18 protein-coding genes are annotated in these 20,367 nt (G+C 71.5%); 13 read left to right on the forward strand and 5 right to left on the reverse strand.

Annotated features, from left to right (window positions below; all coding sequences use genetic code 11):
- Window positions 1-16: 16 nt before the first annotated feature.
- The 7 genes from hutI (at window position 17) to ACIREO_RS30420 (ending at window position 8,236) form a co-directional block, all read left to right on the forward strand.
- The gene (gene hutI, locus ACIREO_RS30390; protein WP_404115958.1) at window positions 17-1,198 is read left to right on the forward strand and encodes an imidazolonepropionase; all 1,182 of its coding nucleotides are present in this window, start codon (window positions 17-19) and stop codon (window positions 1,196-1,198) included.
- Window positions 1,199-1,325: 127 nt separating this feature from the next.
- The gene (locus tag ACIREO_RS30395; RefSeq protein ID WP_404115960.1) at window positions 1,326-2,423 is read left to right on the forward strand and encodes a GNAT family N-acetyltransferase; all 1,098 of its coding nucleotides are present in this window, start codon (window positions 1,326-1,328) and stop codon (window positions 2,421-2,423) included.
- 105 nt (window positions 2,424-2,528) lie between these two features.
- A complete protein-coding gene (locus ACIREO_RS30400) occupies window positions 2,529-3,797 on the forward strand; it encodes a glycosyltransferase (protein ID WP_404116076.1) in 1,269 nt (422 codons plus the stop codon).
- The gene (locus ACIREO_RS30405; RefSeq protein ID WP_404115962.1) at window positions 3,794-4,618 is read left to right on the forward strand and encodes a polysaccharide deacetylase family protein; all 825 of its coding nucleotides are present in this window, start codon (window positions 3,794-3,796) and stop codon (window positions 4,616-4,618) included. Before ACIREO_RS30400 ends, ACIREO_RS30405 begins: the two co-directional genes overlap by 4 nt.
- A gap of 128 nt (window positions 4,619-4,746) precedes the next feature.
- Window positions 4,747-6,648, forward strand: coding sequence for a hypothetical protein (locus ACIREO_RS30410; protein WP_404115964.1), 1,902 nt, complete (start codon window positions 4,747-4,749; stop codon window positions 6,646-6,648).
- 41 nt (window positions 6,649-6,689) lie between these two features.
- Window positions 6,690-7,112 carry a hypothetical protein gene (locus ACIREO_RS30415; RefSeq protein ID WP_404115966.1) on the forward strand — a complete coding sequence of 141 codons (423 nt, stop codon included), beginning with the start codon at window positions 6,690-6,692 and terminating at the stop codon, window positions 7,110-7,112.
- A complete protein-coding gene (locus ACIREO_RS30420) occupies window positions 7,109-8,236 on the forward strand; it encodes a glycoside hydrolase family 26 protein (protein ID WP_404115968.1) in 1,128 nt (375 codons plus the stop codon). Before ACIREO_RS30415 ends, ACIREO_RS30420 begins: the two co-directional genes overlap by 4 nt.
- Here ACIREO_RS30420 and ACIREO_RS30425 read toward each other — a convergent pair.
- The 3 genes from ACIREO_RS30425 to ACIREO_RS30435 all read right to left on the reverse strand — a co-directional run bounded on the left by ACIREO_RS30425 (window position 8,211) and on the right by ACIREO_RS30435 (window position 12,540).
- On the reverse strand, window positions 8,211-10,238 hold the full coding sequence (locus ACIREO_RS30425) for a lipopolysaccharide biosynthesis protein (RefSeq protein WP_404115969.1): 2,028 nt from the start codon (window positions 10,236-10,238) through the stop codon (window positions 8,211-8,213). The genes ACIREO_RS30420 and ACIREO_RS30425 overlap by 26 nt on opposite strands.
- The gene (locus ACIREO_RS30430; protein WP_404116078.1) at window positions 10,231-11,379 is read right to left on the reverse strand and encodes a DegT/DnrJ/EryC1/StrS family aminotransferase; all 1,149 of its coding nucleotides are present in this window, start codon (window positions 11,377-11,379) and stop codon (window positions 10,231-10,233) included. Before ACIREO_RS30430 ends, ACIREO_RS30425 begins: the two co-directional genes overlap by 8 nt.
- A 189-nt stretch (window positions 11,380-11,568) precedes the next feature.
- Window positions 11,569-12,540 carry an RNA polymerase sigma factor SigF gene (locus tag ACIREO_RS30435; protein WP_404115971.1) on the reverse strand — a complete coding sequence of 324 codons (972 nt, stop codon included), beginning with the start codon at window positions 12,538-12,540 and terminating at the stop codon, window positions 11,569-11,571.
- Between the two features lie 293 nt (window positions 12,541-12,833).
- Here ACIREO_RS30435 and ACIREO_RS30440 point away from each other — a divergent pair, with 293 nt between their 5' ends.
- Together ACIREO_RS30440 and ACIREO_RS30445 are read left to right on the forward strand one after the other, a co-directional pair.
- Window positions 12,834-13,202 (forward strand): STAS domain-containing protein, encoded by a 369-nt coding sequence (locus ACIREO_RS30440; protein WP_404115973.1) that lies wholly within the window; start codon window positions 12,834-12,836, stop codon window positions 13,200-13,202.
- Between the two features lie 199 nt (window positions 13,203-13,401).
- Entirely contained in the window at window positions 13,402-13,893 is a 492-nt protein-coding gene (locus ACIREO_RS30445) for an ATP-binding protein (RefSeq protein ID WP_404115975.1), read from the forward strand.
- Between the two features lie 88 nt (window positions 13,894-13,981).
- On the opposite strand, the gene ACIREO_RS30450 is transcribed toward ACIREO_RS30445, so the two are convergent.
- Window positions 13,982-15,472: an oligopeptide:H+ symporter gene (locus ACIREO_RS30450; protein WP_404115977.1), complete on the reverse strand. Its 1,491-nt coding sequence runs from the start codon at window positions 15,470-15,472 to the stop codon at window positions 13,982-13,984.
- 488 nt (window positions 15,473-15,960) lie between these two features.
- On the opposite strand from ACIREO_RS30450, the gene ACIREO_RS30455 reads away from it, so the two are divergent.
- Together ACIREO_RS30455 and ACIREO_RS30460 are read left to right on the forward strand one after the other, a co-directional pair.
- Window positions 15,961-16,638 carry a response regulator transcription factor gene (locus ACIREO_RS30455; protein ID WP_031098784.1) on the forward strand — a complete coding sequence of 226 codons (678 nt, stop codon included), beginning with the start codon at window positions 15,961-15,963 and terminating at the stop codon, window positions 16,636-16,638.
- A gap of 14 nt (window positions 16,639-16,652) precedes the next feature.
- Window positions 16,653-17,921 carry an ATP-binding protein gene (locus ACIREO_RS30460; protein WP_404115979.1) on the forward strand — a complete coding sequence of 423 codons (1,269 nt, stop codon included), beginning with the start codon at window positions 16,653-16,655 and terminating at the stop codon, window positions 17,919-17,921.
- Window positions 17,922-17,980: 59 nt separating this feature from the next.
- On the opposite strand, the gene ACIREO_RS30465 is transcribed toward ACIREO_RS30460, so the two are convergent.
- A complete protein-coding gene (locus ACIREO_RS30465; RefSeq protein WP_404115981.1) occupies window positions 17,981-18,499 on the reverse strand; it encodes a GtrA family protein in 519 nt (172 codons plus the stop codon).
- A 174-nt stretch (window positions 18,500-18,673) separates the two neighbouring features.
- On the opposite strand from ACIREO_RS30465, the gene ACIREO_RS30470 reads away from it, so the two are divergent.
- Window positions 18,674-19,825 (forward strand): 5-(carboxyamino)imidazole ribonucleotide synthase, encoded by a 1,152-nt coding sequence (locus ACIREO_RS30470; RefSeq protein WP_404115983.1) that lies wholly within the window; start codon window positions 18,674-18,676, stop codon window positions 19,823-19,825.
- The gene (gene purE / locus ACIREO_RS30475) at window positions 19,822-20,358 is read left to right on the forward strand and encodes a 5-(carboxyamino)imidazole ribonucleotide mutase (RefSeq protein ID WP_404115985.1); all 537 of its coding nucleotides are present in this window, start codon (window positions 19,822-19,824) and stop codon (window positions 20,356-20,358) included. The genes ACIREO_RS30470 and purE overlap by 4 nt, the downstream gene beginning before the upstream one ends.
- The last annotated feature ends 9 nt before the right edge of the window (window positions 20,359-20,367 follow it).

The raw sequence follows: 20,367 nt of genomic DNA on the forward strand, positions 1-20,367 counted from the left end.
AGAAAGCTGTGCCCGGATGACGACGACCACGACGACCGCCATCACCCACATCGCGAACCTGGTCACCAACGACCCCTCCCTCGGAGACGGGACCCCCCTGGGCCTGATCCAGGACGCGGCCGTCGTCATCGAAGGCGACCGCGTCGTCTGGACCGGCGAATCCAGCAAAGCACCCGCCACTGACAACGCCTTCGACGCGGACGGCCGTGCCGTGATCCCAGGCTTCGTGGACTCCCACTCCCACCTGGTGTTCGCCGGCGACCGCACCGCCGAGTTCAACGCCCGTATGTCCGGCCGCCCCTACTCCGCGGGCGGCATCCGTACGACCGTGGCGGCCACCCGCGCCGCCTCCGACGAGGAGCTCTCCGCCAACGTCGCCCGCTATCTGGCGGAGGCGCTCCGGCAGGGCACCACCACCTTCGAGACCAAGTCCGGCTACGGCCTCACCGTCGAGGACGAGGCTCGCGCCCTGCGCGTCGCCGCCCGCCACACCGACGAGGTCACCTTTCTCGGAGCCCACATCGTGTCCCCCGACTACGCCGACGATCCCGCCGGTTACGTCGGCCTCGTCACCGGCCCGATGCTGGACGCCTGCGCCCCGTACGCCCGTTGGATCGACGTCTTCTGCGAGCGGGGCGCCTTCGACGAGGACCAGGCGCGCACCGTTCTCACGGCGGGCCTGGCCAGGGGCCTGCACCCCCGCGTCCACGCCAACCAGCTCGGCCACGGGCCCGGCGTCCGGCTCGCCGTCGAGCTGGACGCGGCGTCCGCCGACCACTGCACCCACCTCGACGACGCCGACCTCGACGCGCTCGGTCAGGGCCGCACCGTCGCCACCCTGCTCCCCGGCGCCGAGTTCTCCACCCGCGCGGCCTGGCCCGACGCCCGCCGCATCATCGGCGCGGGCGCCACCGTCGCCCTGTCCACGGACTGCAACCCGGGCTCCTCGTTCACCTCCTCCATGCCGTTCTGCATCGCCCTCGCCGTACGGGACATGGGCATGACCCCGGACGAAGCGGTCTGGTCCGCCACCGCCGGAGGCGCCGCCGCGCTGCGCCGCACCGACGTCGGCCGCATCACCCCCGGCGCCCGCGCCGACCTGGTGATCCTCGACGCGCCGAGCCATGTCCACCTGGCCTACCGGCCGGGAGTCCCGCTGGTGAGCGCGGTCTGGCGGGGCGGGAAGAGGGCCGTGTGACACGCCGGGGGCAGCAGGGCCGGTTCTCACCGGTCGGTCACGGGATGTCGCGGCTGTCTACCGCCGAGTGACGCCGCCCGGTACCGTTCTGGGCAGCGTGGCTCAGGGGGTAGGACCGGGGGGTCTTGTGAGCAGCAGGCGCATTCGTGTGGTCAGGCCCGGAGATCTGGGCGCGGGGGACATCGAGAGCTGGCGGGAGCTGCGGGCGAAGTCCGGCGCTCCGGCGCACCCGTTCATGGAACCGGAGTTCGCCCTTGCCGTCGGCCGCGTCCGGCCACGCGCACGGGTGGCGGTGATCAGTGAGGAATCCGGGGGGCCGGCCGGCTTCCTCCCCTTCGAGCGGGGACGGCTCGGCCACGGCCGGGCCATCGGCTTCGGGGTCTCCGACGTCCAGGGCGCCGTGCTGCGCCCCGGCCTCCCGCTGGACACGAGGGAGCTGCTGCGGGCCTGCGAGCTCTCCGCGTGGGAGTTCGACAACCTCGAAGAGGGCCAGGGTCTCTTCGAGCCGGACGCCGCGCGTGCGTACGCCTCGTACGTCATCGATGTCGGCGAAGGTTACGAGAGTTACGAGAAGGTGCTGCGCGCACAGTCGCCGAAGTTCCTCAGGACCACCCTGGCCAAGGAGCGCAAGCTCGGACGCGAGGCCGGGGAGGTGCGGTTCGTCCTCGACGAGCGGGATCCGGCGGTGCTGCGGACCCTGATGGGGTGGAAGTCCGCCCAGTACCGCAGGACCGGCCGCCGCGACCGTTTCGCGAAGCCGTGGATCCGCGACCTGACGGATTTCCTCTTCCACACCCGGGCGCCCGGCTGCTCCGGGCTGCTCTCCGTCCTGTACGCGGACGACCGGCCCGTGGCCGCCCACTTCGGGCTGCGCTCGCGGACGGTGCTCTCATGCTGGTTCCCGGCGTACGACCCCGCCTTCGCGAAGTTCTCGCCCGGCCTGATCCTGCATCTGCGGATGGCACGCGCGGCGGCGGACGACGGCATCGGGATGCTCGACATGGGGCGCGGGGCGGCCGAGTACAAGGACGCGCTGAAGACCGGCGAGCTGACGGTGTACGAGGGCGCCTCGGTCAGGCCGGGCGCCGGCGCGGCCCTTCAGTGGATCGGCCGTGAACCCTCCCGCCGCGCGCACGGTTTCGTACGGAACCGGCCCCGGCTGGCGGGCCTGGCGCGGCGCGGCCTCGAACGGGCCGGCCGGCTGCGTGAACCGAAACGTCCATAGCGCCACGACCGGGGGGACCGGATGCCGTACCGGAGCGAAAAGACGTACCGGAACGAACAGCCGGCGCGCACGGAGCGGTTACCCGGCATCGACCGGCTCGCCGGTCTGTCCGTCGCCGAGCTGGAGCTCGACGCGGCCGACGGCACGGGCGCACGGCTGGGGCCCGTACCCGGCGGACCGCCCCTGGACCCCGCCCCGCGGGACGGTGACGACCAGCGGTTCTTCGTGCTCGTACGGCTGCGCGGGCGTCCCGTCGGCACGCTCGTCGGGCGCGTCAGGGCGGGTGAGGATCCGGTCTCCGTCCTCGCCCGGCAGGCCGCGGACGAGATCGTCGTCCCGGACGCTCCGGAGCGGCCGCCGGGTGAGGTGCCCAGGGCCACGGTCGTCGTCGCGACCCGGGAGCGCCCCGAGCAGCTCGCCCGTGCCCTCGATTCGCTGCTCGCCCAGGACCACCCGGACTTCGAGATCGTGGTCGTCGACAACGCCCCGGCCACCGGCGCCACCCACGACCTCGTCACGAACGCCTACGCGAGTCGCGGCGTGAGCTATGTGCGGGAGACCGTTCCCGGGCTGGCCGCCGCGCACAACAAGGGGGTCCTCGTCGCGGAGGCGGACATCATCGCCTTCACCGACGACGACGTGATCGCCGACCCGCACTGGCTCAGCGCCCTCACCCGGCCCTTCGGCGAGGACCCCGCGACGGCCTGCGTCACGGGCCTGATCCTGCCGGCCAGACTCAGCACCCCGGCGCAGGTCCTGCTGGAGAGTCACGGAGGTTTCGCCAAGGGCTTCACCGCGCGCCGGTACGACCCGGCACACCCGCCGGCCGACGATCCGCTCTTCCCGTTCACCGCCGGACGGTTCGGCTCCGGCGCCAGCATGGCCTTCCGCGCCGGGCCGTTGAAAGCCGTCGGCGGTTTCGACCCCGCCACCGGCACCGGCACCCCTGCCAGAGGGGGCGACGACCTCTACGCGTTCGTACGGCTCCTCGCCGAGGGGCACCCGCTGCACTACACGCCCGACGCGATCGTCTGGCACCACCACCGGGAGCGCTGGGAGGACCTCTGCGGGCAGGCGTACGGCTACGGCGCCGGGCTCACCGCCTGCCTCACCGCGCTCCTGGTCCGCAGGCCCGCCCTGCTGCCGTCCTTCCTGGCCCGGCTGCCCCGCGGTCTCGCCCGTGCCCGCACGATGACGGCGCGGCGTGCCACCGGCTCCGAGGGGCGCACCGGTGTTCCCGGCGCGCACGGCGCGCACACCTACCCGTGGCCCCGGCATCTTTCCCGGCTGGAGCGTCGCGGTCTGCTGTACGGCCCCCTGGGATATGCACGCGCGCGGCTCGCCCTCCGGACACGTCCCTGGGAGGAGAGATGAGCGCGCAGGGGCCCGAGGGGGACGGGGCGCCCCGGATACCCGTGCTGCTGTACCACGCGGTGATGGACGACCCGCCGGACTGGATCGCCGAATTCACGGTCGCACCAAGGGATTTCGCCGCTCAGCTGGACGTGATCCGCACCTGCGGCCGTACACCGGTCCCGGTCGGTGCCCTCGTCGCTCATCTCAGGGGACGTGAGCCGCTGCCGGACCGGCCGGTAGTCCTGACCTTCGACGACGGCTTCGCGGACCTGCCGGGGCCGACCGCCGAGGCGCTCGCCGGGCGGTCGGTGCCGGCCACCGCGTATCTCACGACGGGCGCGCTGACCGGGTCCGGCGGGGGCAGCCTGCTGCCGCCCGCGCCGATGATGAGCCTGGCGCAAGCCCCCCTGCTGGAGCAGTACGGCATGGAGGTGGGCGGGCACACCGTCACCCACGCGCAGCTGGACACGCTGCGGGGTGCGGCCCTGCACTCGGAACTCGCCGACTCCAAGCGAGCGTTGGAGGACGTCCTGGGCCATGAGGTGGCCCATCTCGCCTATCCGCACGGATACAACAGCGTGCGGGTGCGCCGCGCCGCCCGTGCCGCCGGTTACGAGAGCGCGGTGGCCGTCCGGCACGCGCTGAGTTCGGGCCGGGACGAGCCGTACAGGATCGCGCGGCTGATCCTGAGGCGGAGCCACACGGTGCGGGACGTCGAACGATGGATGGCGGGCGGGGGCGCACGCGTGGCGCCGTTCCGCGACTCCCCGCCGACCGTGGGCTGGCGGTGGTACCGGCGGGCGCGGGCCGCCGTGCGGGGGCCGGAGTTCGCGGGGTGACGCGGGAGACGAGATGAAGCGGACGAGAGCGCCACAAAGCCGCACCAGATCGCAAGTACATTCCTATACTTCGCTTAAGGGGACAGCGGCGTGACGGCCGCGACCACATCCGTGGGGGGAGTCGCACCGTGCCACAGCATGTGCCCGCGCCGGTCAAGGGGGACGCGGCGGGGAGCGCCGAGCCGGTGCCTCCTCCCGGGCCGCCGCCCGGTGCCGTGCCCGGTGGGGCGTTCCGCCGTCTCCCCGACGCACTGAGACCCCGGACACTCCTCACCTGGCTGCCGTTACTCCTGGCGGTCGCTCTCTGGATCTCCTCGCTGCCGTACATCGGGTTCCGCTCGATGGGCGAGTACGGCCTCCTGGACCGGCTGCCCGTCACCTACTACCTCTCCCTGCTCGTCCTGACCGCCGGCTTCCTGGTCAGCCTCCGCCGTGCCGGCACGGCCCCCTGGTGGCCCGCCCTGTACTGCGCCGGACTGCTGATGGCGCTCAAGGGAGTTCCCGCCGTCCTGTACGACTCGGAGCGCTACCCCTGGGCCTCCAAGCACGACGCCGTCATCAACCATCTGCTGGCGAACGGCGAACTGCGCCCGGGTGAGGGCCTGTCCGGCAACATGTCCGCCTACGACCAGTGGCCCGGCTTCTTCACGCTCAACGGCGGACTCGTCCGTGCATTCGGGGCCGACAGCGCCGCCACCTATCTGAACTGGGCGCCTGTCGTCTTCGGCCTGCTGATGATGCCGGTCCTGATCGTCGTCTACCGCACCTTCAGCGAGGACTGGCGCCTCGTGTGGACCGCCGTCTGGATCTTCCAGCTCGCCAACTGGGTGGGCCAGGACTATCTCGCCCCGCAGGGCCTCGCCTTCCTCCTCCACCTCGCCGTACTCGCCGTCGTCGTACGGCACTTCGTCCGCCCGGGCTCCGCCGGACGGCTGCGTTCCCGGGCCTGGCTGGACCCGGCGGCGGCGGCCGTTCCGCCGCCCACCGGCACCCGGCAGCGCGCGGTCTGTGTCGTGGTCCTCGCGCCCTTGATCATCGCCGTCAACGCGGTGCACCAGCTGACCCCGGTGATGCTCTGTGTCACTCTGCTCGCGCTCAACCTCACCCGCCGCTACCGCAACCCCGGGCTCCTCGCCGTGGCAGGGCTGCTCATGCTGGCCTGGGACCTCACCATGGGCCGCCCCCTGTTCACCGAGACGCTGGGCACCCTGCGCGACTCCCTGGGCGAGCTCACCCAGAACTCCCGCGCCGGGTACGCCGGTCAGCTCACCGGGGCCGGCCCGGAACTCGCGGGGCGGGCCAACATCCTGATGGTCCTGGCCGTCGCCGTCCTCGCGGGCTCGGCCCTGCTGCTGCGGCGCCGCCTGGTGCACAGCGCCCTGCCGCTGCTGCTGGCCTCCCTCGCGCCCGTACCCCTCTTCGTGGTCAACGACTACGGCGGCGAAATGCTCTTCCGGGTCTATCTGTTCGCGCTCCCGGGCGCCGCCTTCTTCGCCGCCGCGGCGCTCGTGCCGGCCGCCGGAGGCACCGGAGCGCACCGGGTCGGGCCGACGGTACGGAGAGTCTGCGCGGTCGCCCTTCCGGTGGCGCTCGTCGCGCTGCTGGCGGGCTTCATGCCCTCGTACTACGGCAAGGAGCAGATGAACTACACCCCGCCGGCGGAGACCGCGCTCGTCACCCGCGCCATCGACAGGGCCCCCGAGGGGGCGCTGATCCTGGCCACCACGGGCTCCTTCCCGCAGGCTCTGCACCGCTACGACCGGCTGGAGCACTGGTTCTTCGCCGAACAGGAGCTCCCCGAGAACGTCGAGATGCTCAAGGATCCGGCGCGCTACCTCTCGACCCGGCTGCCGCCCGGCACCACGGCCTACGTCATCCTCACACGCACCCAGGACATCTACACCGCGGGAGAGGGGCTGCTGCCCCCCGGCGGCTTCGCCGCACTGAAGCGGGACCTCACCACCTCACCGCTCTTCCGTGTGGTCGAGCGGACCGAACACGGCGTCGTCCTGCGCTACGACAGCCCCTGAGGCCCGTCCTGAGACCCGTCCCAGACCAGGAAGGCAGCCCCGTGTCCGAGAACCGGCAACCGGCACTCCCCGCCCGGCCGACCCTGATCAGAGCCGCCCTGGCGCTCTCCGGGTGGGTGGCGCTGGCCGCGACCACGCTGCCGGCGGGAGCACCCCTGCGCTGGATACCCGTGCTCCTCTTCGTCTGCTTCGGCCCCGGGCTGGCCCTGCTGTATCCGCAGCCCGGACCGCTCAGGCCCGGTGCCCGACTCGAAGCGGCCGCGCTCGCCGCACCCGTCGCGCTCTCCCTGGCCGTCGTCGTGGCCACCGCGCTGTTCCTGGTGAGGGGCTTCTCCGGGACCGTGTTCCTGATGTCCCTCGCCGCGCTCACCACCCTCGCCTCGGTGCTTCCGGGGCTTCCGCTGCCGGCGGCCACCCGGGGCGCCGTCGAGCGGTCCCGGGTGACACCCGTGAGGCGCCGGTGACCCGCCACCGCGTACCGGAGGCGCGCCGCCCGCGTACGTACGTCCTGCTCGCCCTCGCCGCAGTCGTGGCGCTGCTGACCGGACTCCTCGCCTGGTTCGGCCCGCCCTCCTCCGAGGACGAGGAGGTGCCTTCCGCCGGCGCCCTGCCCGCCGACGCCGCCACCGGCCCGGTCACCGGCGGGACGTGCGCCCCCACCGCCACGCTCGTCCCGCCGTGCGGGGCCTGGTGGGGCGCCTATGTGCCGTACGCGGAGAACGGCTCGCTCAAGGACGCGGTGTACGCCTTCGAGGAGAAGATCGGCCGGAAGCTCGACCTCCTGTACACGTACCACGACATGTCGAACACCGAGCTGGACGGGCAGCTCCTCACCCCCGACGAGCAGATCCTGGGCCGGGACCGGATGCTGATGCTGGCCTGGGAGTCCACGGTGTGGCGCGAGCCCCACCACGCCGGCTGGACCGAGGACCAGCTCGGCTGGGGGGAGCTCGCGTCGGGGGCGTACGACCGCGAGATCATCGACCCGCAGGCGCGCCGCATCAAGGCGTACGGGAAGCGGGTGTTCTTCTCCTTCGACCAGGAGGTCGACGCCCGGGTCGGCGACGCCGGCACACCCGAGGAGTACGTCGCCGCCTACCGCCACCTCCACGACCGGTTCGAGGAGCTCGGTGTGGACAACGTGGTGTGGGTGTGGACGGTCTCCGGCTACCTCGCGGCGGGGAAGCTCTTCGAACGGCTCTACCCGGGCGACGACTACGTCGACTGGATCGGCATGGACCAGTACAACTACTTCACCTGCCACGACACCACGGACTGGAAGGACTTCGACCGCAGCCAGCGGCCGGCGTACGACTGGCTGCGCGCGAACATCAGTGCCGAGAAGCCGCTGATGGCCGCCGAGTTCGCCACGGTGCCCGATCCGGCGGACGAGGACCGCCAGCGCGAGTGGTACGAGGAGATCCCGGAGGTGGCCAGGACCATGCCCCAGGTCAAGGCACTGGTGAACTGGAACCGTGCGGTCCCGGGCCGGGGCTGCGACCTCACGGTCGACGACGGCCCGGGGCTCGAGGGTTACCGTAAGGCCGGCCAGGACGACTGGTTCAAGCAGCCGGTGCCCGGCCGCTGACCCGCCCCCGTACGCCGTACGCCACCGCCGTGGCCGCGAACAGCCCCAGGAACACCGGCAGTCCGGCCGTGGCGAAGGCGTCCTGCGCGACCCACCCCGCCACCCCGAGCACCCAGAGCGCGGCGGCGGTGACCCGCCAGTGCGCCCCGGCCGTCCGCAGCAGGACAGCGGCCGCCGCCAGACACAGCAACTGGAGCGCGAACGGCAGAGCCCGCTCCACCGCGGCCGGGGAGCTCAGCCCCGCCGCCCCGGTGAGGACGCGGGCGAGCGCCCCGTGCCACTCCGGCGAGGCGGCGTCCGGCCTGACGCCGAGGAAGAGCGGCGCGGAGTGCAGCGCCGCCACGGTCACCAGCAGTGCCGCGCCCAGCAGCGCGGGCCGGGGGCGGTACAGCGCGACGGCCGCGCTGTGGACGACGATCATGAGCACCCCGGAGGCCACCGAGACCGGTGGCAGCGCGTCGATCAGCTCCGTACCGGTCAGATGTGTGTGCCCGGCGTGCGCCGAGCGCGACAACGGCACCCAGAAGAGTCCGGCCGCGAGCACCAGCAGCCCCCAGAGCCACAGCGCGCCGCCGCTCGCCGTCCGGGCGTCCGCCTTCCCGGTCGGCCGGTCCTGGGCAGGCCGCGCCGCGAGCCGGGCCCAGCTCGTCCCGAACTCCTCGCTCCCCGGCGGCGTACGCCGGGAGTGCCGCGGCGTACGCCCGGTGAGGGCCGTGCGCAGGCCCACGGCGGACGCGGTCGCCACCGCGGTCATGGCCGTCAGCATCGCCCAGCCCGCCCCCGCGATCCCCGCAGGGCCGAGCAGCACCGCCGCGGTGCCCAGGACGAGGACGCACATCGCGCCCTGCAGGACGGCGAGCGCACCGGTGCGGCCCTGCACCCGGAGGACACCGATGTACAGCTCGACCACGACCCGGGGCAGGGCCGCCGCGGCCAGCAGCCGCAGGACCAGGGTGCCGTGGGCGGCGTAGCCGGAGCCGAAGGGGCTGAGGATCTGAGGGGCGAAGAGGACCAGTACGACCACGACGGGAACCAGCAGGACCGCCATGCGGCGCAGCGCTCCGCGTACGCCTTCGGCCAGGTGGCCGGGGCTGTGCGAGGCGTGCGCGGTGAGGGAGGAGGCCATGTTGATGGCCATGAACTCCATGGTGCCGCCGACGGTGTAGGCGATGTAGAAGAAGCCGTTGTGCGCGGCGTCGAAGCGCACGGCCACCATCACCGGCAGCAGGTTGATCATGGCCAGACTGAAGAGCGCGCCCACGGAGTCCCCGGCCAGGAACCTGCCGATCTCGCGCATCCGGGGCGGTTCGCGGTCCCGTTCGGCCCCGGCCTGGCGCGGGATCAGCCGGCGGAAGACCATCCAGCCGAGCGGCAGCACGGACAGGGCGATGGCCGCGGCCCAGGACACGAAGACGCCGAGGACCGGCAGGGCGGTCGCGAACGCGGCGAGCAGCAGCAGCTTTCCGATGGAGAACACCGCGTTGCCGACGGGTACCCAGAAGGCCTTGCGCAGCCCGGTCAGCACCCCGTCCTGGAGCGTGAGGACCGCCCAGGCGACGCAGGACCCGGTGAAGACGAGCCCGGCGGACAGCGTGCCGAGCGGGGCGTACGAATCACCCCAGAGGTCCAGCGTGAGCAGGAAGACCACACAGGCGAGGGTGACGACGGCGGAGCTGACCAGGTAGGTACGGGCGACCAGGGACCCGGTGGCGCGTCCGGCGCGGGGCACGTAGCGCACGACGGCGCCGATCATGGTGGTGGCGGTGACCGAGGCGAGGAGGCGCATCGCGGCGATGGCGGCGGAGCCCTGGCCGACGGCCTCCTCGGTGTAGTAGCGGGCGGCGACCAGCCAGAAGCCCAGGCCGAGAGCGGCGGAGACACCGGTGGAGAGCATCAGGGCGTAGGCGTTGCGGAACATCGAGTCGCCGTTCGCACCGTCCGCGGGGGCGGGCGGACGTGCCGTGCCGGTCTCCGGCCGACCGGCTCTCACCGTGTCAGACACCGGGCAGCTCTCCCGCCGGCCGGGCACCCGACGAGGCCAGGATCTCGATGACGGGACCGGCGCGCAGCGGGTCCACGGGCAGGGCGTGACGGGCGAACCAGGCCGCCCCGGCGGGGGCGGGGGACGGGTCGGTGAACGGCGTGCCCGCGTAGGTGTCGAGCGGCGGGTCGTAGAGATAGCCGACGGTGACGCGGTGGCGGGCGAGCGCGGCGACGGCCGCGTCACGGTCGTCCACCAGCAACGGCACCCGGAACAGCGGTTGTACGGGGGCACCGGCGGGGACCGGAGGCGCCCAGCGGGTCGCGAGGAGGCGCTCGGTGCCCGTCCGGTGCGCGGCGAGCCGCTCGTCGAGGCCGGCCAGCAGACGGGCGACGCGACCCAGCCGTAATCGGCCCGGCGCGATGCGGTAGTCGTGCATGTCGACGCGGACCCAGGAGTGGAAGGCCGTCAGCGAGGGCGCGGATCCCAGTGCCTCCCGCAGCTCCGAGGGCCGCAACGGCATCCGGATCTCCTCCCGTTCCTGGAGACCGAGGAGCCGCAGCGCCCACCAGGCGGCCGGGGCGAGCCGCAGCCCTCGTACGGCCGACTCCGCGTACGGGCGTACGGCGTAGGCGAGTTCGGCGGTGAGGCAGGCCGGGTCGAGCAGGACGTCCCGGGCCTGCTCCAGCGGTGCGCGCAGGGCGGGGTCGGCGACGGCGAGGAAGCCTCCGGCCTTCGCGCCGACGTGTTTGGAGAGGCTGAAGACGGCCGCGTCCCCGAACGAGCCGACCGGCTTCCCGTCCGCGGTGCTGCCGATGGCGTGCGCGGCGTCCTCGATCAGCGGGACGCCGAGACGGTCGCAGCGCTCGCGCAGCCGGCGGACGGGATCCGGGTTCCCGTACAGATTGGTGGTGAGGACGGCGGAGAGGCCGTTCCACACGGCATCGGGCACGGCGTCCACGTCGATCGAACCGTCCGCGGCTGACAGCGGGGCCTGGACGGGCCGCAGGCCGGCGGCGAGGACGACGAAGAGGATGACGTCGTCGTTCACCGGGGACATCAGGACCCGGCCGCCGGGTTCGCACCAGTGGCGGAGCGCCAGATAGAGGCCCAGCCGGCAGGACGGTACGTACAGGCATTCCCGGCCGAGCCGGGCGCCCATCGCCGTCTCCATCGCTCTCGGCACGGCACGGTCCGCCGGACCGCTCTCCCCATGAGCCATGTGTTCCCCCCAGAACCATGCCCAATGTCGCCCAGTCCGTGGCACTTCGTCAACAATGCGGAAGGACCCGCCCGTCGCCCGGGTCGGGTCCTTCCGCAATGACGTACCTGTGGTGCGCGTGACGGCGGGTCACTCCTCCACGGTCAGGCCCTTCCTGAGCTTGACCAGGGTCCTGGAGAGCAGCCGGGACACGTGCATCTGCGAGATGCCGAGCTCCTCGCCGATCTCCGACTGCGTCATGTTGGAGACGAACCGCATGGAGAGGATCGTGCGGTCACGCAGGGGGAGCGAGGCGATGAGCGGCTTGAGGGACTCGACGTACTCGATGCCCTCCAGGCCGTGGTCCTCGTAGCCGAGACGGTCCGCGAGCGCGCCTTCGTTGCTCTCGGACTGGTCGTCGGGCTTGGCGTCCAGCGAGCTCGCGGTGTACGCGTTGCTCGCGGCCATGCCCTCGACGACCTCCTCCTTGCTGAGGCCGAGGCGGTCGGCGAGTTCGGCGACCGTGGGCGAGCGGTCCAGCTTCTGGGCCAGCTCGTCGCCCGCCTTGGCCAGGTCCAGCCGCAGCTCCTGCAGTCGGCGCGGGACGCGCACGGACCAGCTGGTGTCACGGAAGAAGCGCTTGATCTCGCCGACGATGGTGGGCATCGCGAATGTCGGGAACTCGACGCCCCGGCTGAGCTCGAAGCGGTCGATCGCCTTGATCAGGCCGATGGTGCCGACCTGGACGATGTCCTCCATGGGCTCGCTGCGGGAGCGGAACCGGGCGGCGGCGAACTTGACCAGGGCGAGGTTGAGCTCGACGAGGGTGTTGCGTACGTACGCGTGCTCGTGGGTGCCCTCCTCGAGGGCCTCGAGCCGCGCGAAGAGTGTCTTCGAGAGGGCCCTGGCGTCCAGGGCGCCGACCTCGGCATAGGGCGGGATCTCGGGAAGTCCCTCGAGACCCTCGAACTCCTCGCTCGGAAGGTGGTCGTCGGCGGTCAGGTCGGTGCTGGTGCGCGGGCCGGGTACGGCGTTCGCTGCAGCGGAGTCGGAATCGGTCGGTCCCTGAGGACATGCCGACGTCGCGATATGGGTACGCGATACGTCGAGCCGGGGTGACATGGTTCTCCTCCATCGTTCTCGGCATATGGCTGCCGATGCCCATACGTCTTCCTACGGTGAAGCGGCGCCTCCGAAGCCGATCGAAATGCCTGGTGTGGATGTCCCTTCTACCCTTACCCGTTTCCAGCCATGAGTTACAAGCGCCAAATCAGCCTATATGTCCGGTATGTTGAGTTCTTCGACTACCGTGTGGCGAGGGAAACGCGTAATGTTTTACGCACGTCGGCGGCAGCCACGACGAAGCCGCGTACACAGGGGCGTGGGTAGTGACGGACGGCGAAGAGAGACAGTCAATGGACCGCGGGACGGTCGGAAGTGCGAACCGGGGCCGACTGAGCGTCGGCGTCCGGACCGAGGGGCGGAGCGAGGTCGTGACGCCGGTGGGTGAGCTGGATCACCACACCGCCGATCTGCTCCGGGAACCTCTGGAGAGCGCGGTCGCGCAAGGGCGTACACGCCTGGTGGTCGACTGTTCCGGGCTCGACTTCTGCGATTCCACCGGGCTCAACGTGCTGCTCGGTGCGCGCCTGAAGGCCGAGGCCGCCGGAGGAGGGGTCCACCTTGCCGGAATGCAGCCCGTGGTGGCTCGCGTCTTCGAGATCACGGGGGCGGAGGCGGTCTTCACCGTCCATGCCTCGCTCGAAGACGCTCTGAGCAGCTGACAGCGGCGCTTCCCATGCGCATCCCCGGTCTCGGGAGCCCTGGCTGTCACGCGAGTCACGCTTACGGCGTAGGCGAAAAGGGTGTCGTCACCATTCGGCCGGGCAGGAGACATCCCGTCGGGGTCATGGAACCCGCACACTCTGTATCTGACCAGTTCTGTTCGATGGCAACACGGTGAATCGGTGAGGTGAAGCGCTGATGAGCACCACCCGGCAGCATCCGCCGGGCGGCCTCGGCCGCGAGCCGGACGGCACAGGCGCAGCCTCTGCCGTACCCGCTGACCGGCAGTGGCGCACGCTCTCGCTGAGGCAGGCCAGCGGCATCGTCCCGATGGCCCGGGACTTCGCCAGACAGGCGCTCCACGACTGGGGCTGGCTGCCCGCGTCGGGCGCCGACCGGCGGGCGGCCGCCGAGGACGTCCTCCTGGTCGTCTCCGAGCTCGTCACGAACGCCTGCCTGCACGCGGACGGTCCCGAGGAGCTCCGTATCGGCTGCTCACCCAAGATGCTCCGGGTCGAGGTCGTCGACGCCGGTGCGGGGCAGCCCTCACCGCGCAATCCGCACCGCGCGGGGCGGCCCGGCGGTCACGGCATGTTCATCGTGCAGCGGCTCTGCCTGGACTGGGGTGTGACGCGTACGCCGGAACAGCCGGGCAAGACCGTCTGGGCGGAGCTCGCCGCACCGGCGTAGCCGCCCCTCGTGCCCCGGCGCGAGCGACTCAGGGCCCCGCACCGATCCGATCGGTGCGGGGCCCTGAGTCATGCGGGCGGGGTCCGGGTCAGCGGACGTTGCCCATGAGCGCCTTGACCTTGCCGCGGTACATGAAGATCGCGACACCCGCGAGCACCGCGAGTGCGGCCTGGAGCGCGACCACCCCGTTGCCGTTGAGCTCGACCCCCGCGAGGGAGAGCAGGCCCGTGGTGCAGTCGCCGGCCGTCACGGCCAGGAACCAGACACCCATCATCTGGCTGGCGTACTTGGCCGGGGCCATCTTGGTGGTGACCGAGAGGCCGACCGGGGAGAGCGTCAGCTCACCGACGGTCTGCACGAAGTAGATCGCGACCAGCCACATCGCGGCGGCCTTGTGGCCGTCGCCGGCGATGGCCAGGGGCGCCAGGAAGAGGAAGAACGACGCGCCGACCAGCACCAGACCGGAGCTGAACTTCACGATCGTGCTGGGCTCCTTGCCCCGCCGGTTCAGCGCCAGCCAGAAGGCGGCGAAGACCGGAGCCAGCGCCATGATCAGGACCGGGTTGACCGACTGGTACCAGGAGACCGGGAAGTCCCAGCCGAGGACCGAGTTCTCCGCCGAGGAGTCGGCGAAGATCGCCAGGGTCGAACCACCCTGGTCGTAGATCATCCAGAAGATGGCGGCGGCCACGAAGAACCAGATGTAGCCGGACATCTTCGCCTGCTCGGCCTGGTCGAGCTCCTTGTCGCGCTTGATGCGCGCCAGGACCACCACGGGGATGACGAGACCGGCGACCGTGATCGGGACCAGCAGCCAGTTCAGCGTGTAGACGCCGGTGACGACCGTGCCGATGTAGAAGACGGCGGCGACGCCCAGCCAGATCATCGACTTGCGCAGCGTGGAGGCGCGCTCGTCCGCGGAGAGCGGCTTCGGCACGACGTGGCTGCGCTCGTCCAGGTGGCGGGTGCCGAGCAGGAACTGGGCGACACCGAGTCCCATGCCGACGGCGGCCAGGGCGAAGCCCAGGTGCCAGTTGACGTTCTCGCCGACGGTGCCGATCACCAGCGGGGCGGCGAAGGCACCCACGTTGATGCCCATGTAGAAGATCGTGAAGCCACCGTCACGGCGCGGGTCGTCCGGGCCGTCGTAGAGGTGGCCGACCATCGTCGAGATGTTCGCCTTCAGCAGGCCGGAGCCGATCGCCACGAGGCCGAGGCCCGCGAAGAAGGTGCCTTCGGCCGGCAGCGCCAGCACCAGGTGGCCGAGCATGACGACGCCGCCCGCGATGGCGACGGTCTTGCGGGGGCCCCAGACGCGGTCGCCGATCCAGCCGCCGGGCATGGTGAGCAGGTACACCAGCGACAGGTAGACCGAGTAGATCGCCGTGGCCGTGGCGGGGTTCATGTGAAGCCCGTTGGGAGCGATCAGGTAGAGCGGGAGAAGGGCGCGCATGCCGTAGTAGCTGAAGCGTTCCCACATCTCCGTCATGAAGAGAGTGGCCAGGCCGCGGGGGTGGCCGAAGAAGGTCTTCTCCGAACCAGGAGTACTGGCCGAGTCCTTCGTCAGGCTGGACGCCATGGTCGATCCTTGCTGGTCGGGACGCGCTCGCCTCGTGAGCGGTACGCGCCCGGTGGGGGGTGGCCGGCACCGGGGCGGACACGCCCCGACCCCCGACGCCTCGAGGGATCCGATCCGGCCGTCGCTCCGCAGGGAGCTCGAGGGCGGGATCGTGGGACAGACCGCTCCGGGATCCACGCCCGGTGCGCGTCCTCGCGCTCCGGGCCCGGCCCACAGGTCATTCACTGGTCGGGGCCGGCGGGAACCGGCCCGTACACAAAAGTGACCCCTGGCGCGAAAGCAGCCCAAAGGTCCTTCGGTGGTGCAACAGGCGTCGAGCAACCATACGACACGACACGCGGGGATATGGAAGGACTTGAGAGATGGATCACAGGTAGGCCTGGAACCACAGTCCCATATTCAAAGGAGGATGCCCGATTCGTGGCCCTGACCCGCAGGTCATGCCCAGCGCCTCACCCCGGCGGGCCTGCGCGGACTACCATCACTGCATGACCCGTGTACTGCTCGCCGAGGACGACGCATCCATCTCGGAGCCACTGGCCCGTGCCCTGCGTCGTGAGGGTTACGAGGTCGAGGTCCGCGAGGACGGTCCGACCGCCCTCGACGCCGGACTCCAGGGAGGCGTCGACCTGGTCGTCCTCGACCTGGGACTGCCAGGGATGGACGGCCTGGAGGTCGCCAGGCGACTGCGGGCCGACGGCCACGCGGTGCCGATCCTGGTGCTGACCGCCCGGGCCGACGAGGTCGACACGGTGGTCGGCCTGGACGCCGGCGCCGACGACTACGTCACCAAGCCCTTCCGCCTCGCCGAGCTTCTCGCCCGGGTCCGCGCCCTGCTGCGCCGCGGCGCCACCGAGCCCGCCCCGCAGCCCGCAACGCACGGCGTCCGGATCGACGTCGAGTCCCACCGGGCCTGGATGGGCGACGAGGAACTCCAGCTCACCGCCAAGGAGTTCGATCTGCTCCGGGTCCTCGTGCGGGACGCCGGCCGGGTCGTCACCCGTGACCAGCTGATGCGTGAGGTCTGGGACACCACCTGGTGGTCCTCCACCAAGACCCTCGACATGCACATCTCCTGGCTCCGCAAGAAGCTCGGCGACGACGCGGCCAATCCGCGCTACATCGCCACCGTCCGGGGCGTCGGCTTCCGGTTCGAGAAGAGCTGACGTACAGAACACTCATGCGCCGCCGACTGATCAACTCCACGCTCGCCGTGGTGCTCGTCGTGATCGCCGTCTTCGGGGTCTCCCTCGTCATCGTCGAGACCCGCACCATCAGCAACAGCGCCCAGGAAAGCGTCGACTCCGAGGCCTTCCGGCTGATCAGCGTCGTCGAGAGCCGGCTGCTCGGCGCCGAGCGGATCACCCCGCAGGTCCTCGCCGAGCAGGTGGACCCCAGCCGCTACGCCCGCGTCGAGATCCCCGGGCGCGCCGCCATCGAGGTCGGAGAGCGCCCCACGGACGGCAACGCCATCCGCAGCACGGAGACGGGGGAGCAGGGCGAGAAGGTCACCGTCGAGGAGTCCCGCTCCGCCGTGACCCGGGAGGTCGGCCGGACCCTGCTGATCATCGGGGCGGTGGCGCTGCTCGCGATCATCTCCGCCGTACTCCTCGCCGTACGCCAGGCCGACCGGCTGACCTCCCCGCTCACCGACCTCGCCGAGACCGCCGAACGCCTCGGATCGGGCGACCCGCGCCCCCGGCACAAGCGGTACGGGGTGACGGAGCTGGACCGGGTCGCCGATGTCCTGGACTCCTCCGCCGAGCGGATCGCCCGGATGCTGACCGCGGAGCGACGCCTCGCCGCGGACGCCTCGCACCAGCTGCGTACGCCCCTGACCGCCCTCTCCATGCGGATCGAGGAGATCTCCGTCACCGACGACCCGGACACGGTGAAGGAGGAGGCGAACATCGCGCTCACCCAGGTCGAGCGCCTCACCGACGTGGTGCAGCGGCTGCTGACCAACGCCCGTGACCCGCGCACCGGCTCCGCCGTCGTCTTCGACCTCGACGAGGTCATCAAGCAGCAGATCGAGGAATGGCGCCCGGCCTACCGCAGTGACGGCCGCGCCGTCGTCTGCTCGGGCAAGCACGGTCTGGAGGCCGTCGGAACCCCGGGCGCCGTCGCCCAGGTGCTTGCCGCGCTGATCGAGAACTCGTTGATGCACGGTGGCGGCACGGTCGCGCTGCGTACCCGTGTCACCGGCACCCAGGTCGTCGTCGAGGTCACGGACGAGGGCCCCGGCGTCCCCGCCGACCTGGGGGCGCGGATCTTCGAGCGCACCATCAGCGGCCGTAACTCCACGGGGATCGGCCTCGCCGTGGCCAGGGACCTCGCCGAGGCCGACGGCGGCCGGCTCGAACTGCTCCAGCAGCAGCCTCCGGTCTTCGCCCTCTTCCTCAGCCGGGTCGCGCCGAGCCGCAAGGAAGCCGTACGCCCGGTGCGCTGAGACGGAAGCCGACGGGCCTCAGCGGCGGCTCTGCGGGCCTCGACCGGCTCTAACGGGCCTCAGCGGGGCACGGGGCCGGGAGTCACCTCGTCGGAGGGTCGCCGCTGCTCCAGAAATCGTTCCGCGTTGAGCACGGCCTCCTTGGCGGGCAGCGCCCTGAACACCCAGGTGCGGTACGACCAGAAGCGGAACAGCGTGGCGATCCCGATGCCGACGATCTTGAAGACGTTGCTCTGGACCGGGCTGTTCCACCCGAAGCCGTACGTCGCCAGGTAGAGCACGCCGGTCTCGATCACCGCGCCGACGGCGCTGAACAGCAGGAACAGCGTCAGCTCCCGGGTCCGGCCGGTCTTGTCGCGGTCCCGGTAGGTCCAGTAGCGGAATCCGACGTAGTTGAAGAGGATGGCGACGACCGTCCCCATCAGCCCGGCCCGCACCACCGGAAAGTCCGTGGTGCGCCAGATCAGGTTCGAGACGGCGATGTTGACGACCAGCCCGAGTGCGCCGACCGCGCCGAACTTCGCGACCTCCCTGGCCAGTAGATCAAGCCGGGCCCGCAGTGCGCCCCGTTCGCTCATGGTGATCGCAGCCCCGTCCGGTCGGTTTCGTCAACCCGGCCATGCTAACCAGCCCTCCCGTGTGATGCCCGTGAGTCCATGGTGCCCGCGTGACGAGGCTTCCTTCCCCGGGGCCTGCCCGGCCCTGCCGCCTACGGTGAGGGGAGGCCTCGAACGGCCCGATACCCTGGAGGCGTGACGTTTCCTGTAGTCGGCATGGTCGGCGGCGGCCAGCTCGCCCGAATGACCCACGAGGCGGGCATCCCCCTCGGCCTCAAATTCAAGCTCCTCAGTGACACTCCCCAGGATTCGGCCGCCCAGGTGGCCGGCGAAGTCGTCGTCGGCGACTACCGCGACCTGGAGACACTGCGTGCCTTCGCCCGCGGCTGTGACGTGATCACCTTCGACCACGAGCATGTGCCGACCGAGTACCTGCGGGCCCTGGAGGCGGACGGCATTCCCGTACGCCCCGGCCCGGGCGCTCTGGTGCACGCCCAGGACAAGGGGGTGATGCGTACGAAGCTCACGGAGATCGGCGCGCCCTGCCCCCGCCACCGCATCGTCGCGGACCCGGCGGACGCCGTCGCGTTCGCCGAGGAGGTCGGCGGCTTCCCCGTCATCCTCAAGACGGTCCGTGGCGGCTACGACGGCAAGGGCGTCTGGGTGGTCCGTTCCGAGGCCGACGCCGCCGAGCCCTTCCGGGCCGGTGTCCCCGTGCTCGCCGAGGAGAAGGTGGACTTCGTGCGGGAGCTGGCGGCGAACATCGTCCGCTCGCCGCACGGCCAGGCCGTCGCCTACCCGGTCGTCGAGTCCATCCAGGTCGACGGGGTCTGTGACACCGTCATCGCCCCGGCGCCCGGCCTGGACGAGAGCCTCGCGGGCGAGGCCCAGCAGCTCGCCCTGCGGATCGCGGCGGAGCTGGGCGTGGTCGGCCACCTCGCGGTCGAGCTCTTCGAGACGCGCGGACCCGACGGCAGTCCCGGCATCCTCGTGAACGAGCTCGCCATGCGCCCGCACAACTCCGGGCACTGGACCCAGGACGGCGCGGTCACCTCGCAGTTCGCCAACCATGTGCGGGCCGTCCTGGACCTCCCGCTCGGCGACCCCCGCCCGCGCGCCCCCTGGACGGTCATGTGCAACGTCCTCGGCGGTGACTACCCGGACATGTACCAGGCGTATCTGCACTGCATGGCCCGCGACCCGCAGCTCAAGATCCACATGTACGGCAAGGACGTGAAGCCCGGCCGCAAGGTGGGCCACGTCAACACCTACGGCGACGATCTGTCGGACGTGCGGGAGCGCGCCCGGCACGCGGCCGACTACCTGCGAGGAACGATCACCGAATGACCGCACCAGGTTCCGCCCCCGTCATCGGCATCGTCATGGGCTCGGACTCCGACTGGCCCGTGATGGAAGCGGCCGCCGAGGCCCTCGGCGAGTTCGAGATCCCCTACGAGGTCGACGTCGTCTCCGCCCACCGCATGCCGCACGAGATGATCGCGTACGGCGAGAGGGCCGCGGACCGCGGTCTCAAGGCGATCATCGCGGGAGCGGGCGGAGCGGCCCACCTGCCCGGGATGCTCGCCTCCGTCACCCCGCTGCCCGTGATCGGCGTCCCGGTCCCGCTGAAGTACCTCGACGGCATGGACAGCCTGCTCTCCATCGTCCAGATGCCGGCCGGTGTCCCCGTCGCCACGGTCTCCGTCGGCGGCGCCCGTAACGCGGGCCTGCTCGCCGCCCGTATCCTCGCCGCCCACGACAGCGCGCTGCTGGAGCGGATGAAGGACTTCCAGCAGGAGCTCAAGGAGCAGGCCATGGAGAAGGGCAAGCGGCTGCGCGCCAAGACCCAGGGCGCGGACTCCTTCGGCTTCGGGAAGTAGGGCGGTCAC

The sequence above is a fragment of the Streptomyces sp. NPDC102441 genome (assembly GCF_044765585.1).
In the GTDB taxonomy this organism is placed as follows: Bacteria; Actinomycetota; Actinomycetes; order Streptomycetales; family Streptomycetaceae; genus Streptomyces.

Coding starts and splice junctions, on each gene's coding strand:
- ACIREO_RS30430 (WP_404116078.1), bottom strand. CDS start 11,379: ATGGGCGCCCGGCTCGGCCGGGAATGCCTGTACGTACCGTCCTGCCGG.
- purE (WP_404115985.1), top strand. CDS start 19,822: ATGACCGCACCAGGTTCCGCCCCCGTCATCGGCATCGTCATGGGCTCG.
- ACIREO_RS30455 (WP_031098784.1), top strand. CDS start 15,961: ATGACCCGTGTACTGCTCGCCGAGGACGACGCATCCATCTCGGAGCCA.
- ACIREO_RS30435 (WP_404115971.1), bottom strand. CDS start 12,540: ATGTCACCCCGGCTCGACGTATCGCGTACCCATATCGCGACGTCGGCA.
- ACIREO_RS30445 (WP_404115975.1), top strand. CDS start 13,402: ATGAGCACCACCCGGCAGCATCCGCCGGGCGGCCTCGGCCGCGAGCCG.
- ACIREO_RS30405 (WP_404115962.1), top strand. CDS start 3,794: ATGAGCGCGCAGGGGCCCGAGGGGGACGGGGCGCCCCGGATACCCGTG.
- ACIREO_RS30450 (WP_404115977.1), bottom strand. CDS start 15,472: ATGGCGTCCAGCCTGACGAAGGACTCGGCCAGTACTCCTGGTTCGGAG.
- ACIREO_RS30460 (WP_404115979.1), top strand. CDS start 16,653: ATGCGCCGCCGACTGATCAACTCCACGCTCGCCGTGGTGCTCGTCGTG.
- ACIREO_RS30465 (WP_404115981.1), bottom strand. CDS start 18,499: ATGAGCGAACGGGGCGCACTGCGGGCCCGGCTTGATCTACTGGCCAGG.
- hutI (WP_404115958.1), top strand. CDS start 17: ATGACGACGACCACGACGACCGCCATCACCCACATCGCGAACCTGGTC.
- ACIREO_RS30440 (WP_404115973.1), top strand. CDS start 12,834: ATGGACCGCGGGACGGTCGGAAGTGCGAACCGGGGCCGACTGAGCGTC.